We start from the raw sequence: 14,865 nt of genomic DNA, 5'->3' as shown, positions 1-14,865 counted from the left end.
ATTGTAACGCACCTGAAACACACTTAAGTCTTTGGTGAAGTCGGCTGCGCGGGAATGGCTCTCGCGGCCCGCTTCTGAGGGAGAGCCAAATGGATTTCAGTGGTTTCGATATTGCGGTCATTGTTCTTGTCGCGCTCGTCGTGCTGGTGCTGTTCAAAGGCATCAAGACAATTCCGCAAGGCTATAACTATACCGTCGAACGCTTTGGGCGTTATACCAAGACACTGAGCCCCGGCCTCAACATCATCACGCCGTTCGTCGACCGCATTGGCGCCAAGATGAACATGATGGAGCAGGTTCTCGACGTTCCGAGCCAGGAGATCATCACCCGCGACAACGCCATCGTCGGTGTCGACGGCATTGCCTTCTACCAGATCCTCAATGCGGCTCAGGCCGCCTATCAGGTTGCCGGCCTGCAGAACGCCATCCTCAACCTGACGATGACCAATATCCGCACCGTCATGGGCTCGATGGACCTCGATGAGCTCTTGTCGAACCGCGACGCCATCAACGAGCGCCTGCTGCGTGTCGTCGACGAGGCGGCGCATCCATGGGGCATCAAGATCACACGCGTCGAGATCAAGGACATCAACCCGCCGGCAAACCTCATCGAATCGATGGGCCGCCAGATGACCGCCGAGCGTAACAAGCGCGCGCAGATCCTGGCCGCCGAGGGCCTCAAGCAGTCGCAAATCCTCGAAGCCGAAGGCCGCAAGGAAGCCGCCTTCCGCGACGCCGAGGCGCGAGAACGTTCGGCCGAGGCCGAAGCCCGCGCCACCCAGGTGGTGTCTGAAGCCATTTCCAAGGGCGATGTGCAGGCGCTGAACTATTTCGTCGCCCAGAAATACACCGAGGCGCTGACCAGGATCGGTTCGGCCACCAACAGCAAGGTCGTGCTGATGCCGCTGGAAGCCTCGTCGCTGATCGGCACGCTTGGCGGCATTGGCGAGATCGCCAAGGAAGTCTTCCGCAGCGAGGGCACGACCGGCGCCCAACGCCAGGCGGCCCGCCCGCCCGTCGTGCGGCCGAACGAAAACTGAGTCCATAGGAGGTCCCTCTTATGTTCGATCGCGTCATCTCCGAACTCGGACCCTGGACCTGGATGGTTCTGGGCTTCGTCCTGCTGGTCATGGAAATCATCGCGCCGGGCATCTTCATGCTCTGGATCGGCATTGCTGCCCTGATCATCGCCGCAATATCGCTGCTGATCTGGGATGCGGCGATCTGGACCTGGCAGGTTCAGGTCCTCGCTTTCCTGGCGCTGTCGCTGCTCTCGGCCTATGTCGGCAAGCGATGGGTCAGCCGGCGCCACGACCCCACGGACCAGCCGCTGCTCAACCGGCGCGGCGCCCAACTGGTCGGCAGGATGGCAACGCTTGCCGAACCGATCCGGGACGGCCGTGGCCGCATCAAGCTCGGCGACACGCTATGGCGTGTCTCCGGCCCCGACCTCCCGGCCGGCACGCAGGTGCGTGTCACTGGGGCAGCCGATACCGACCTGGAACTCACGGTGGAGCGGGTCTGATTTTTTCACAGCAGACCCACCTCGCTAGGTGTGTTGAGATTCAGGTCAGGCCGAGTCGAAAACGGTGGCTTCCGAGAACCGGAGCGGAGCGTACTTTTTGTATGTGAGCACAGGTCTACTATGACGCAGTAGAACGAGGAATCAGGAGGCCGCCGTTTGCAGACCGGCCTCACCTGAATATCGACATGCCTAGGCAGCGCCGATGCGCAGCAGGTCGTGGAAATGCACCACGCCGAGCGGCATGTTGTTTTTGGTCACCACCAGCGCGCCGATATTGTGCTCGTTGAGCAGCGCGATCGCGGTGCCCGCAAGCGTCTGCGGATCAACCGTCTTGGGGGTGCGGGTCATCACCTCGTCGACGATGACGTCGGCCAGGTTGCGGTGCAGGTTGCGCGCCACGTCGCCGTCGGTGATGATCCCGGCCAATTCGCCATTGGTGTCGACGATCAAGACGCAGCCGACCTTCTTCTGCGACAGCGTCATCACCGCTTCCGGCATCTTGGTGCCGAGCACGGCCAGCGGCATCTGGTCGCCGACCCGCATGATCTCGGAGACCATGGTCAGGTTGGCGCCGAGCTGGCCGCCGGGGTGGAAGGTGCGGAAATGGTCCGGCGTGAAGCCGCGCGCCTCGAGCAGCGCGATCGCCAGCGCGTCGCCGACGACCAGTTGCAGCAGCGTCGACGTCGTCGGCGCCAGGCCGTGCGGGCAGGCTTCCGGCGTGCGCGGCAAAAGCAGCACGACGTCGGCCGCGCGCGCCAGCGCCGATGTCTCTCCGGATGTGACGGCGATGAGGGGGATGGAGAAGCGCCTGGAATAGGCGACGATGCCCATCATCTCCTTGCTCTCGCCCGACCATGAGATGGCGATGATGGCGTCGTCCCTGGCGATCATGCCGAGATCACCATGGTTGGCCTCGACGGGATGGACGAAGAAGGCCGGTGTGCCGGTCGAGGCCAGCGTGGCCGCGATCTTCGAGCCGATATGGCCGCTTTTGCCGACGCCGGTCACGATCAGCCGGCCTTCGATCTTCGAGATCATGTCGACAGCCTGCGCGAAAGGCGCGGCCAGTCCATTCTCGAGCGCTTCGGCAAGGGCGGCGATCCCCGCCTGCTCGGTCGCCACCGTTCTCAGGGCCGAATCAATCGACGCTTGCCTGTCCAGGGGCTTCTTATCGAGGGGTCTCGCACGCATGGATGATGCGATTAGCGCTTTGCCGTCCGCCTGTCCAACGGAAATGGCACCAATGCCCCGGGCGGGACTTCCCGCGCGCCGCGCAATCCCGGCTTGACCGGCCGAACGGCCCGCCGCCTCAACCCTCCGTTAACCATCCCCATTTACGGTTCGGTAAGTATGGCGCGCATAGCGCCGCGCAAGCAGTGGTGGCGATGTCCGGGGCCCAGCCAGAAAAATCAAGAGGACGACAGGGCAAGGCGGTATGCGCCTTGTTGCTGGCGACCAGCATCTTTGCGCTGATGCGTCCGGGCCTGCTTCATGCCCAGGAAACGGAGCTGCGCGGCGAGGTTTCGGAATCGGCGATCCTGTCCGACCAGCAACGCAAGGCAAGGCAACTCGCCCTTGCCGCTCAGGGCCAGCAGGCGCCGGCCGCGCAGGACGATGCGCCGCCACGCACCTATTTGCCGGCCAGCGCCGGCGCCGTCCCCGACGATGCCGACACGAACACGGCCACCGGCAGCATTTTCGATCCGCAGGCGACCGACGACGCCTCGACCGACACTCCGACACCACCCAAGCCTCGGCGTCGTCCATCGACCGCCGGGCAGACTGGCGCGGATCAGGACAAGGCCAAGACGGACGCCAGAACAACCGGCAAATCGAAAAAGAAGAAGAACACCACGGCCGCGACCGTGGAAACCACCGCCGCGACAGATGATGCCGACAACGCCGCGACCGATCAGGAAGCCGCCAACCGCCGTGCCCTGACTGTCGACAGCGCCGACAGGCAGAAACTCGATCCTGGCGCCGAGCGCACCGCCGCCATCGAAGGCCAGAACAAGAAGGCCGAGGACGATCCGTTCGCCGCCACCGGCGTCAAATGGGGATCCTTCGTCATCCGGCCGTCGATCGAACAGGGCCTGACCGCCACCACGAACGGCGATTCGAGCAGTGCCGGCACATCGGCGCTGCTGTCGGAGACGGCGTTGCGCTTTTCCGCCATTTCCGACTGGCGCGAGAACTCCGCCACCATCGACGGCTATGGCCTGTTCCGCGAGACCGTGTCGGGCTACCCGGTCCACGACGCGCAGGGCCGCATTGAAGGCCAACTCAATGTCGATCTCGACAATGAACTGCGCGCCATCGCTAAGCTCGGCTATGAAGCCGTGCCGGAAACGGCGTCATCACCCAACGCCATCGCCGGCGTCAGTACCCAGCCGCTCCGGCAGACGATCGACGGCAGTCTCGGCGTCGAAAAGGCCGCCGGCAAGATGCAGTACAAATTGACCGGCGCGGTCTCGCACGACTTCTATGGCGACGCCGAGCTTTCGGACGGCACCTCGCTGTCGCAGAAGGATCAGGACAATACGCTCTATACGGCGACCTTGCGCACCGGTTACGAAATCTCTCCGGCCCTCACTCCGTTCACCGAAATCGAGGTCGGCCGCCGGGTCTACGATCAGCGCATCGACAATGAAGGCTTCGAGCGCTCCTCGACGCGGCTTGGCGCGCGCGCCGGCCTGCAACTCGACATGGGTGAGAAGCTGTCGGGTGAATTCTCGGCCGGCTGGCTGAGGGAAGCGATCGATGACAAGAGCCTGGAAGCGATTTCGGGCGCCACCGTCAATGCCGACCTCAAATGGTCGCCGCAGCGCGGAACCACGATCGGCCTGACCGGCAAGACCACCGTCGAAACCACGACCACCGCGGGCGAAAGCGGCGATATCCTCTATTCCGGCCGTCTGACGGGGGAACGGCTGATCCGTGCCAACCTCACCGCAAATGCGGCTCTGGGCCTCGACTGGCGAGACTATGTCGGCATCGATGGCCATGACAGGATCTTGAGCGCCGAGGCCGGGCTGACCTGGTGGCTGAACCGCTATGCCGGTCTCACCAGCCGGGTTAGAACCGAGAAGCTGACCAGCAACCTGCCAGGCCGCGACTACACCGCCAACAGCGTCTATCTCGGCCTCAAAGTGCAGCGCTGAGGACGCCTGATCTTCCTCATCCCGGGTCTCCGCGACGGAGCTTCGCTCCTGCTCCGCCCGTGGATGACGAAAACCAGAGGTCTAGAATGCGGCCCCGCGGCGCTCCGACGGCTTCATCTCGTCGAGCAGCGTGCGGATGACGCCGGCCATGTTCTCGTTCATGTCGCTGCGCCACAGCGCGAAGGCGACATTGGCCTCGACAAAGCCTTCCGGCGAGCCGCAGTCGAAGGTGCGGCCCCGATAGTGGTAGCCGTAGAAGGCCTGCTGCTTCTCCAGCTTCAGCATCGCGTCGGTGAGCTGGATCTCGTTGCCGGCGCCCTTTTCCTGGCCTTCCAGGATCTTGAAGATCTCGGGCTGCAGGATGTAGCGGCCGTTGATGTAGAGGTTGGAGGGTGCTGTGCCGGTCTTCGGCTTCTCCACCATCTCGGTGATGCGGAAGCCGTGATGCGTATCCTCGCCACGGCCGACGATGCCGTATTTGTGGGTCTCCGCCGGGTCGCATTCCTGCACGGCGATGATGTTGTTGCCGGTTTCCTCGTAGAGCTCGACCATCGACTTCATGCAGCTCTTTTCCGACTGCATGATCATGTCGGGCAACAAAAGCGCGAACGGCTCGTCGCCGACCAGTTCGCGCGCGCACCAGACGGCGTGGCCGAGCCCCATCGGCACCTGCTGGCGGGTGAAGCTGGTCTGCCCCGGCGCCGGTTGCAGCCGCTGCAGGCGGGCCAGCTGCTCGTCCTTGCCGCGCTGGGCCAGCGTGTCATAGAGCTCGAACTGGATATCGAAATGGTCCTCGATGACCGCCTTGTTGCGGCCGGTCACGAAGATGAAATGCTCGATGCCCGCTTCTCGCGCCTCGTCCACCACATACTGTATGACCGGCCGGTCAACGACGGTCAGCATCTCCTTGGGAACAGCCTTGGTGGCCGGGAGGAACCGCGTGCCGAGACCGGCGACCGGGAAAACTGCCTTGCGAACTCTCTTCATGCTTTCAATTATCCGCTTGCTGGCCGGCTCCGCAATCCCCGTCTGGCGACATTTTCGCGCCGGAATTGAAGATTACTGGAGCGAGTGAGGAAAACTTCCACCGGTTAAAGCATCAAGGTGTCTTTTCGTTCCAGGCGACGCCTATGGTAAACTAATTCCTAACCCGGTTCGGCGATGAATGGTCTTTCCTGAGACAGAGAAGGAGGAAAACATGTCCGTTCGCAATGCCGCAAAACGTTTGACCAGCGTCATGACGGCAGCCAGCCTCTCGCTCGCCCTGCTGATGCCCACCGGTCCGGCTTTCGCCGACGCCGGTTTCCGGCAATGGGTCGCCGGCTTCCGCGCCACCGCTGTCGCGGGCGGCGTTTCCGGCGCGGTCTACGACCAGGCTTTCCGGGACATCAAGGAGCCCGATCCCGTGGTGCTGGAGAAAGCGCGCACCCAGCCTGAATTCACCGCGCCCGCCTGGGATTATTTCGACAACCGCGTCCACGACCAGTCCGTCGCCGTCGGACAGCAGATGGCGAAAAAGTGGAAGCCTTGGCTGGACAGGATCGAGGCGAGATTCGGCGTCGACCGTTACATCCTGCTCGCCATCTGGTCGATGGAATCGAACTATGGTGAGATCCTCAAACGCGACGACATCATGCGCAATGTCATTCGTTCGCTGGCGACTTTGGGGTATGGCGACCCGAAGCGGTCCAAATATGCCCGCACCCAGTTGGTCGCGGCCCTGAAGATCCTGCAGACCGGCGACATCGACGAAAGCCACCTGATGGGCTCCTGGGCCGGCGCCATGGGCCAGACCCAGTTCATCCCCACCAGCTACCAGCATTATGCCGTCGACATGGACGGCAATGGCAAGCGCGACATCTGGAATTCCATCCCCGATGCGCTGGCGACGTCAGCCAATCTGTTGAAGAAGAATGGCTGGCAGGCAGGCAAGACCTGGGGCTACGAAGTCTCGATACCGGCCGGCAAACTGCCGGGCGGCTCGAAGACGCTGGCGCAATGGCAGGCGCTCGGCGTCGTCAGGGCCAGCGGCAAGCCGTTCAAGAACCTCACCGACAAGGCGACGCTGAAGGTGCCGGACGGCCGTGGCGGCCCGGCTTTCCTGATGATCAGGAACTTCTCGGTCATCAAGGCCTACAACAACGCCGACAAATATGCCCTTGCCGTTGGCCTTCTGGCCGACGAGATCGCCGGTGGCAACGGCCTTGTCCAGGACTGGAAGCGGCCCTTCACCAAGCTCTCCTTCGAGGAAAGGCAGGAGTTGCAGAAGCGGCTTTCGCAGCACGGGCTTTACGACGGCAAGTTCGACGGCAAGATCGGTGACGGCTCGAAAACCGCCATCATGGCCTATCAGGCAAAGGTCGGCTTGACCCAGGACGGCTATCCGAGCATGGAAGTGCTCAAATGGCTCAGGCAAAAATAGAGCCAGCCACGGCGCCGCGCGCATTTTTGGCGCATGCATCCGGCGCCATGGCAATTTGAACTTGCGCCCGGCCGCAAAACCGGCTCCGGTTTGCGGGCTCAGGGCGCAAGGGGATGGAGGAGTGATTGGTTTCGGCCGCGCGTATCGCGATCCTTGTTCGTCGCACGCCGATCCTTTTTCTGGCGATCGTCCTGCTGGCAGTCGGCGCCGCCGCTGCCTTCCATGCGCCTGCCATGGCGCAGGAACAGCCGCAGCAGAACCGTGGGTGGTCGTTGCGCGATCTGCTTTTCCCGCGCCGCAGCGAGCGCGTCGAGCCACCGCTCGATATCGAAACGGCAAAACCAAAACCCAAGCCCAAGAAACCGCGGGCCCCGCGCCCTCCGGCCCAACCTGAAACTCCCGTGGTCGAAAAGACGCCGGACGCCCGTACCGTGCTCGTGGTCGGCGACTTCATGGCGTCCGGCCTTGCCGAAGGCCTGGACACCGCCTTCGCCGACAATCCCGGGGTCAGGATCGTCGTGCGCAGCAATGGCTCGTCTGGCTTCGTTCGCGATGACTTCTACAACTGGCCCGAACAGATCAAATCGCTGATCGAGACCGAGAAGCCGGCCGCGGTGGTCGTCATGCTGGGCTCCAACGATCGCCAGCAGATGAAGGTGGGGGACGTGCGCGAGCAACCCCGGTCCGAGAACTGGACCAAGGAATATGAGCGCCGGACCGACGCACTCGGCAAGGCTATCGCCACCGCCAAGGTACCCTTCCTGTGGGTCGGCATGCCGGCCTTCCGGGTACCGAAGATGACCTCCGACATGTTGGCCTTCAACGACATCTATCACCAGGCCGCCGAAAGCCACGGCGGCGAATTCGTCGATGTCTGGGATGGGTTTGTCGACGAGAACGGCGCCTTCATCACCACCGGCCCCGACATGAACGGGCAGCCCGTGCGGCTGCGCGCCGATGACGGCATCAACGTCTCCAAGGCCGGCAAGCGCAAGCTCGCCTTCTACACCGAAAAGCCGCTGATGAAGATCCTCGGCCTGGCCGCGCCCGGCAGCATGGCCCCGGCGACGGCACCGGCGGGTGCGCCCGTCGAGGCCCCGGCGCCTGCCTCGGCGCCCATCGTGATCGACCGCACCGCACCCATGCTGCTCAGCGACCCCGCGCTCGACGGCGGCACCGAATTGCTCGGCGCCGCGCCGCCGGCAAAAGCCAATCCGGCTCTTCCCGGGGAACGACTGGTGGTCGAGGGCAAGGCTTCCGAGGCGTCGCCTGGACGCGCCGACGATTTTTCCTGGCCGCCCAAGGCCGAGCCGCCGGCGACGGCCGCAGCGGCCGACACGACGACGGCGATTACCCCTTAATCACGCGGAACTTCCGAGACCGTTTCGACACTCACTTCTACGTGTCCAAACGGTCAGCGCGGCAATACGGTCGACCCCATCAGAGCCTCGTCGATCGAGCGCGCCGCCTGGCGGCCTTCGCGGATCGCCCAGACGACCAGCGACTGGCCACGGCGGACGTCGCCCGCCGCATAGAGCCGGTCGACGCTGGTCCGGTAGTCACGGTCATTGGCCTCGACATTCCGGGAGCGGCGGCTGTCGGTGGTGATTTTCATCTCACCTTCCAGTTCCTTCGCCACGCCGGCCATCGCCGGGCCGGCAAAACCGATGGCGATGAAGGCGAGATCGGCGCGGATGACGAATTCGGTGCCGGCGATCGGCTTGCGCTTCTCGTCGACCTCGCAGCATTTGACGCCGGTCAACTGGCCTTCCTCGCCGATGAATTCGAGTGTCGCCACCTGGAACTCGCGCTCCGCACCCTCGGCCTGCGAGGACGAGGTGCGCATCTTGGTCGCCCAGTAGGGCCAGACCGCGAGCTTGTCTTCCTTCTCCGGCGGCTGCGGGCGGATGTCGAGCTGGGTGACCCGCACCGCGCCCTGGCGAAAGGCGGTGCCGACGCAGTCGGACGCGGTATCGCCGCCACCGACGACGACGACATGCTGTCCGCCGGCGATGATCGGATGCGACGGCCACGCCACCGACTGGATCGGCTCGCCGCCGACGCGGCGGTTCTGCTGCACCAGATAGGGCATGGCGTCATGCACGCCGCCGAGATCGTCTCCCGGAATATTGGCCGCGCGCGGCGTTTCCGAGCCGCCGCAATAGAGCACCGCATCATGTTCGGCCAGCAGTTCGGCGACGGGCTTGTCGACGCCGACATTGACGCCGCAATGGAAGGTCACGCCCTCGCCCTGCATCTGCTCGATGCGCCGGTCGATATAGTGCTTCTCGATCTTGAAGTCGGGAATGCCGTAGCGCATCAGCCCGCCCGGGCGACTCTCGCGCTCATAGACATGGACGTCGTGCCCTGCACGGCCGAGCTGCTGGGCAGCCGCCATGCCGGCCGGGCCGGAGCCGATGATGGCGACCCGCTTGCCGGTCTTCTTCTCCGGCGGATAGGGCCTGATATGACCGGTCTCATAGGCCTTGTCGGCGATCGCCTGTTCCACCGTCTTGATGGCGACCGGAATGTCCTCGAGGTTCAGCGTGCAGGCTTCCTCGCAGGGCGCGGGACAGATGCGGCCGGTGAACTCCGGGAAATTGTTGGTCGAGTGCAGGTTGCGGATCGCGTTGTCCCAGTCCCTGTTGTAGACGAGGTCGTTCCAGTCCGGGATCTGGTTGTGGATAGGGCAGCCTGTCGGCCCGTGGCAGAACGGAATGCCGCAATCCATGCAGCGCGCGGCCTGTTTCTCGACTTCCTTGTCCGACATCGGCAGCGTGAACTCGCGGAAATGCCGGATGCGGTCGGAGGCCGGCTGGTACTTGTGCACCTGCCGGTCGATTTCGAGAAAGCCTGTTACCTTGCCCATAGTCCAGTTCCTGCTGTCCAGATGGTGCGGTTCTCGCCGCACCGGTTAACCTCTTGAGGCAGCCATGGCAACCTTGCCCCGGAGGTCAAACTGTCGATGAAGGTGGGCCGGGAAGCCTGGGCTCCCCGGCAGTTCTCATAGGTTTATTCGGCCGCGACGCCCATGCGCATGCGCTCCATCTCGATCAGCGCGCGGCGATATTCGACCGGCATGATCTTGCGGAATTTCGGCCGGAACGTCGTCCAGTCATCAAGGATCTCGCGGCCGCGCACCGAACCCGTGTAGTGCACGTGGTTCGAGATCAGCTGGTAGAGCCGCTCCTCGTCATGGCTGGTCATGTCGCCCGAGACGTCGACACGGCCCTTGTGGTCGAGGTCGCCGCCATGGTGCAGCAGCTTTTCCATCAAATCGTCTTCTTCCGGAACCGGCTCCAGCTCGACCATCGCCATGTTGCAGCGCTCGGCGAAATCACCCGCCTCGTCCAGCACATAGGCGACACCGCCCGACATGCCGGCGGCGAAGTTGCGGCCGGTCTTGCCGATGACGACCACGACACCGCCGGTCATGTATTCGCAGCCATGGTCGCCGACGCCTTCGACGACGGCAGCGACGCCCGAATTGCGCACCGCGAAACGCTCGCCGGCGACGCCGGCGAAATAGGCTTCGCCCTCGGTCGCGCCATAGAGCACCGTATTGCCGACGATGATGGAGTCGGCCGCGACGATCCTGGCCTCTTCCGGTGGCCGGATGACGAGGCGTCCGCCCGACAGGCCCTTGCCGACATAGTCGTTGCCGGCGCCGACGAGTTCGAACGAGATGCCGCGCGCCAGGAAGGCGCCGAAGGACTGGCCGGCGGTGCCGGTCAGCTTGACCTGGATCGTGTCCTCGCGAAGCCCCTTGTGCTTGAAGCGCTTGGCCACTTCGCCCGACAGCATGGCGCCCGTCGAACGGTCGACATTGCGGATGTCGACCTCGATCTTGACCGGCTGCTTGGCCTCCAGCGCGGGCCTGGCCAGTTCGATCAGCTTGCGGTCGAGCACGTCGTCGATCGGATGCTTCTGGCGTTCGGTCCAGTGCGCCGCTTCATGCGGCACATCGGGCTTGTAGAACATCCTGGAGAAGTCGAGGCCCTGCGCCTTCCAGTGCTGGATCACGTCGCGCTTCTCCAGAAGGTCGGCGTCGCCGATGATCTGGTCGATATGGGTGAAGCCCATTTCGGCCAGCAGCGCCCTCACCTCTTCCGCCACGTAGAAGAAGAAGTTGATGACATGCTCAGGCGTGCCCTTGAAGCGCTTGCGCAGCACCGGATCCTGGGTGGCGACGCCAACCGGGCAGGTGTTGAGATGGCACTTGCGCATCATGATGCAGCCGGCCGCGATCAGCGGAGCGGTCGAGAAGCCGAACTCGTCGGCGCCGAGCAGCGCGCCGATGATGACGTCGCGCCCGGTGCGCAACCCACCATCGACCTGCAGCGCGACCCTGCTGCGCAAGCCGTTGAGCACAAGAGTCTGGTGCGTTTCGGCCAGGCCCATTTCCCACGGGGAGCCGGCATGCTTGAGCGAGGTCAGCGGCGAGGCACCCGTGCCGCCATCATAGCCCGAGATGGTGATGTGGTCGGCGCGCGCCTTGGCGACACCCGCCGCGACCGTGCCGACACCGACTTCCGAGACCAGCTTGACCGACACATCGGCCGCCGGGTTGACGTTCTTCAGATCGTAGATCAGCTGCGCCAGATCCTCGATCGAATAGATGTCGTGATGCGGCGGCGGCGAGATCAGGCCGACGCCGGGCGTCGAGTGCCGGACCTTGGCAATGGTCGCGTCGACCTTGTGGCCGGGCAACTGGCCGCCCTCGCCGGGCTTGGCGCCCTGCGCGACCTTGATTTGCATGACATCGGAATTGACGAGGTATTCGGCCGTCACGCCGAAGCGGCCCGAGGCGACCTGCTTGATCGCCGAGCGTTCCGGGTTCTTGCCGCCGCCAGGCAGCGGCAGATAACGGTCGGCCTCTTCGCCGCCCTCGCCGGTGTTCGACTTGCCGCCGATCTGGTTCATGGCGCGCGCCAGCGTGGTGTGCGCCTCGCGCGAGATCGAACCGAACGACATCGCCCCGGTCGAGAAACGCTTGACGATGTCGGTCGCCGGCATGACGTCGTCGAGCGCGACCTTCTTGCGCCCGGTGTCGTCCGCCAGCCTGATCTTGAACAGGCCACGGATGGTCTGCGCGCGGGCCGTCTCGCTGTCGATCTGCGCGGAATAGTCCTTGAACGTCTCCCACGAGCCCTGACGCACGGCGTGCTGCAAGGTGGCGACCGCGTCGGGCGACCACATATGCGCCTCGCCACGCATGCGGAAGAGGTATTCACCACCGACGTCCAGGCTGTTGCGCAACACCGGATCGCTGCCGAAACCATCCGTATGGCGGCTGACCGTCTCGCCCGCGACCTCATCCAGCCCGACGCCTTCGATCAGCGTCGCGGTGCCGGTGAAATACTTCTCGACGAAATCGGTCTTCAGCCCGATGGCGTCGAAAATCTGCGCGCCGCAGTAGGACTGATAGGTCGAGATGCCCATCTTGGACATCACCTTGAGGATGCCCTTGCCGATCGACTTAATGTAGCGCGACACGACCTCGTAGGCGTCGACCTCTTCCGGCAGTTCGCCGCGCTTGTGCATGTCGAGCAGCGTGTCGAAGGCAAGGTAAGGGTTGATCGCTTCGGCGCCGTAGCCGGCGAGACAGCAGAAATGATGCACTTCGCGCGGCTCGCCGGATTCCACGACCAGGCCCACGGAGGTGCGCAGCCCCTTGCGGATCAGGTGATGATGCACAGCGGCCGTCGCCAGCAGGGCGGGAATCGCGATCCGGTCCGGCCCGACCTGGCGGTCGGACAGGATGATGATGTTGTAGCCGCCGGCAACCGCCGCCTCCGCGCGTTCGCAGAGCCGGTCGATGGCGCCCTGCATGCCTGCGGCGCCCTCGTTCGAGCCATAGGTGATGTCGATCGTCTTGGTGTCGAAACGGTCCTCTGTGTGGCCGATGGAGCGGATCTTTTCGAGATCGCCATTGGTCAGGATGGGCTGGCGAACTTCGAGCCGCTTGCGGCGCGAACTACCCACAAGATCGAAAATGTTCGGCCGCGGCCCGATGAAGGACACCAGGCTCATCACCAGCTCCTCGCGGATCGGATCGATGGGCGGATTGGTGACCTGGGCGAAATTCTGCTTGAAATAGGTGTAGAGCAGCTTCGACTTGTCCGACATCGCCGAGATCGGCGTGTCGGTGCCCATCGAGCCGACGGCTTCCTGGCCGGTGGTCGCCATCGGCGACATCAACAGCTTGGTGTCTTCCTGGGTGTAGCCGAATGCCTGCTGGCGATCGAGCAGGCTGACATCCTTGCGCAGCGCGCGTGGCTCGACCGGCTTCAGATCTTCCAGGATGAGCTGCGTGTTGGCGAGCCAGGTCTTGTAGGGGTGCTTGGTGGCGATCTCCGACTTGATCTCCTCGTCAGGCACGATGCGGCCCTTGGCAAGGTCGATCAAGAGCATGCGGCCGGGCTGCAGCCGCCACTTCTGGACGATCTTCTCCTCCGGCACCGGCAGCACGCCGGCCTCCGAAGCCATGATGACGCGGTCATCGTCGGTGACGATGTAGCGTGCCGGACGCAGTCCGTTGCGGTCGAGCGTGGCGCCGATCTGGCGGCCATCGGTGAAAGCAACTGCGGCCGGCCCGTCCCACGGCTCCATCAGCGCCGCATGGTATTCATAGAAAGCCTTGCGGTCGGCATCCATGAGCTTGTTGCCGGCCCAGGCTTCCGGGATCAGCATCATCATGGCGTGGCTGAGGCTGTAGCCGCCCTGGAACAGGAACTCGAGCGCATTGTCGAAGCACGCCGTGTCGGACTGGCCGTCATAGGAGATCGGCCACAGCTTCGAGATGTTGTTGCCGAACAGCTCGGAATCGACGGACGCCTGGCGCGCAGCCATCCAGTTGTTGTTGCCGCGCACCGTGTTGATCTCGCCATTGTGCGCGACCATGCGGTAGGGATGCGCCAGCTTCCACGACGGGAAGGTGTTGGTCGAGAAACGCTGATGCACCAGGATCAGCGCCGTCTCGAACCGAGGGTCCTTGAGATCCTTGTAATAGGCGCCGACCTGATAGGCCAGGAACATGCCCTTGTAGACGATGGTGCGCGCCGACAGCGACACGCAATAGGCGCCGATATCCTTGTTGTCGTTCTCGGCATAGATGCGGCCCGAAATGACCTTTCGCAGCAGGTAGAGCCGGGCCTCGTACTCCTCATCATCGGGAATGTCCGCCGTGCGGCCGATGAACACCTGGCGATGGAACGGCTCGGATGCCGCGATGTCGGGCGCCTTCGACAGCGACGAATTGTCGACGGGCACGTCGCGGAATCCGAGCAGCGGCAGCCCCTCGGACTGCGCCGATTCGGCGATGATGTCCTCGATATGGGCGCGCAGCGCCGCGTCCTGCGGCATGAACCAGTGCCCGACGCCATACTGGCCAGCCGGCGGCAGTTCGATGCCGTTGGCCGCCATTTCCTCGCGGAAGAACTGGTCGGGAAGCTGCACCAGCACACCAGCGCCATCGCCGACCAGCGGGTCGGCGCCGACGGCGCCGCGATGCGTCAGGTTTTCGAGCACGGCAAGGCCGTCCTTGACGATCTGATGCGATTTCACGCCCTTCATGTTGACGATGAAGCCGACGCCGCAGGCGTCATGCTCGTTGCGCGGATCGTAGAGGCCCCGAGCGGCAAAACCGGTTCGGCCGATGTCGGTTCGAGGCGTATTTTTGACGGCAGCCGCTTTCGTCTGCGCGGCCTGGCCGTTCGTCGCAGAGAGCGTCATGTCCGTCATTGTCCTGTCCTCCA

The 14,865-nt window shown here is 64.0% G+C and carries 9 protein-coding genes; 5 read left to right on the top strand and 4 right to left on the bottom strand.

Going from position 1 to position 14,865, the window contains the following annotated elements; genetic code table 11:
- Positions 1–89: 89 nt before the first annotated feature.
- Complete coding sequence (locus tag EB230_RS10280) at positions 90–1,040, top strand: SPFH domain-containing protein (protein WP_056577496.1); 951 nt, start codon at positions 90–92, stop codon at positions 1,038–1,040.
- Positions 1,041–1,060: 20 nt separating this feature from the next.
- On the top strand, positions 1,061–1,525 hold the full coding sequence (locus tag EB230_RS10275; protein ID WP_056577499.1) for an NfeD family protein: 465 nt from the start codon (positions 1,061–1,063) through the stop codon (positions 1,523–1,525).
- A 189-nt stretch (positions 1,526–1,714) separates the two neighbouring features.
- Here EB230_RS10275 and EB230_RS10270 read toward each other — a convergent pair whose 3' ends face one another.
- Positions 1,715–2,716 carry a KpsF/GutQ family sugar-phosphate isomerase gene (locus EB230_RS10270; RefSeq protein WP_056577502.1) on the bottom strand — a complete coding sequence of 334 codons (1,002 nt, stop codon included), beginning with the start codon at positions 2,714–2,716 and terminating at the stop codon, positions 1,715–1,717.
- A gap of 194 nt (positions 2,717–2,910) precedes the next feature.
- On the opposite strand from EB230_RS10270, the gene EB230_RS10265 reads away from it, so the two are divergent.
- Entirely contained in the window at positions 2,911–4,686 is a 1,776-nt protein-coding gene (locus tag EB230_RS10265) for an outer membrane beta-barrel protein (protein WP_172372215.1), read from the top strand.
- Between the two features lie 81 nt (positions 4,687–4,767).
- Here EB230_RS10265 and galU read toward each other — a convergent pair whose 3' ends face one another.
- Positions 4,768–5,682: a UTP--glucose-1-phosphate uridylyltransferase GalU gene (gene galU, locus EB230_RS10260; protein WP_171883350.1), complete on the bottom strand. Its 915-nt coding sequence runs from the start codon at positions 5,680–5,682 to the stop codon at positions 4,768–4,770.
- A 202-nt stretch (positions 5,683–5,884) separates the two neighbouring features.
- On the opposite strand from galU, the gene EB230_RS10255 reads away from it, so the two are divergent.
- Positions 5,885–7,108, top strand: a complete 1,224-nt coding sequence (locus EB230_RS10255; RefSeq protein ID WP_056577929.1) for a lytic murein transglycosylase — start codon at positions 5,885–5,887, stop codon at positions 7,106–7,108.
- A gap of 125 nt (positions 7,109–7,233) precedes the next feature.
- Entirely contained in the window at positions 7,234–8,469 is a 1,236-nt protein-coding gene (locus EB230_RS10250; RefSeq protein ID WP_056577513.1) for a DUF459 domain-containing protein, read from the top strand.
- Positions 8,470–8,522: 53 nt separating this feature from the next.
- Here EB230_RS10250 and EB230_RS10245 read toward each other — a convergent pair whose 3' ends face one another.
- Together EB230_RS10245 and gltB are read right to left on the bottom strand one after the other, a co-directional pair.
- Positions 8,523–9,977, bottom strand: a complete 1,455-nt coding sequence (locus EB230_RS10245) for a glutamate synthase subunit beta (protein ID WP_056577516.1) — start codon at positions 9,975–9,977, stop codon at positions 8,523–8,525.
- Between the two features lie 143 nt (positions 9,978–10,120).
- Positions 10,121–14,851 (bottom strand): glutamate synthase large subunit, encoded by a 4,731-nt coding sequence (gltB, locus tag EB230_RS10240; RefSeq protein WP_056577519.1) that lies wholly within the window; start codon positions 14,849–14,851, stop codon positions 10,121–10,123.
- Positions 14,852–14,865: the final 14 nt, after the last annotated feature.

This window comes from Mesorhizobium sp. NZP2234, assembly GCF_013170765.1.
Lineage (GTDB): Bacteria > Pseudomonadota > Alphaproteobacteria > Rhizobiales > Rhizobiaceae > Mesorhizobium > Mesorhizobium loti_D.
The sequence above is the reverse complement of the archived record's forward strand: the minus strand, read 5'-3'. Positions and strand labels throughout refer to the sequence as shown.

Excerpts from the sequence above, each read along its gene's own strand:
- EB230_RS10280 (WP_056577496.1), top strand. The coding sequence starts at position 90 with ATGGATTTCAGTGGTTTCGATATTGCGGTCATTGTTCTTGTCGCGCTC.
- EB230_RS10275 (WP_056577499.1), top strand. The coding sequence starts at position 1,061 with ATGTTCGATCGCGTCATCTCCGAACTCGGACCCTGGACCTGGATGGTT.
- EB230_RS10270 (WP_056577502.1), bottom strand. The coding sequence starts at position 2,716 with ATGCGTGCGAGACCCCTCGATAAGAAGCCCCTGGACAGGCAAGCGTCG.
- EB230_RS10265 (WP_172372215.1), top strand. The coding sequence starts at position 2,911 with ATGTCCGGGGCCCAGCCAGAAAAATCAAGAGGACGACAGGGCAAGGCG.
- EB230_RS10255 (WP_056577929.1), top strand. The coding sequence starts at position 5,885 with ATGTCCGTTCGCAATGCCGCAAAACGTTTGACCAGCGTCATGACGGCA.
- EB230_RS10245 (WP_056577516.1), bottom strand. The coding sequence starts at position 9,977 with ATGGGCAAGGTAACAGGCTTTCTCGAAATCGACCGGCAGGTGCACAAG.
- gltB (WP_056577519.1), bottom strand. The coding sequence starts at position 14,851 with ATGACGGACATGACGCTCTCTGCGACGAACGGCCAGGCCGCGCAGACG.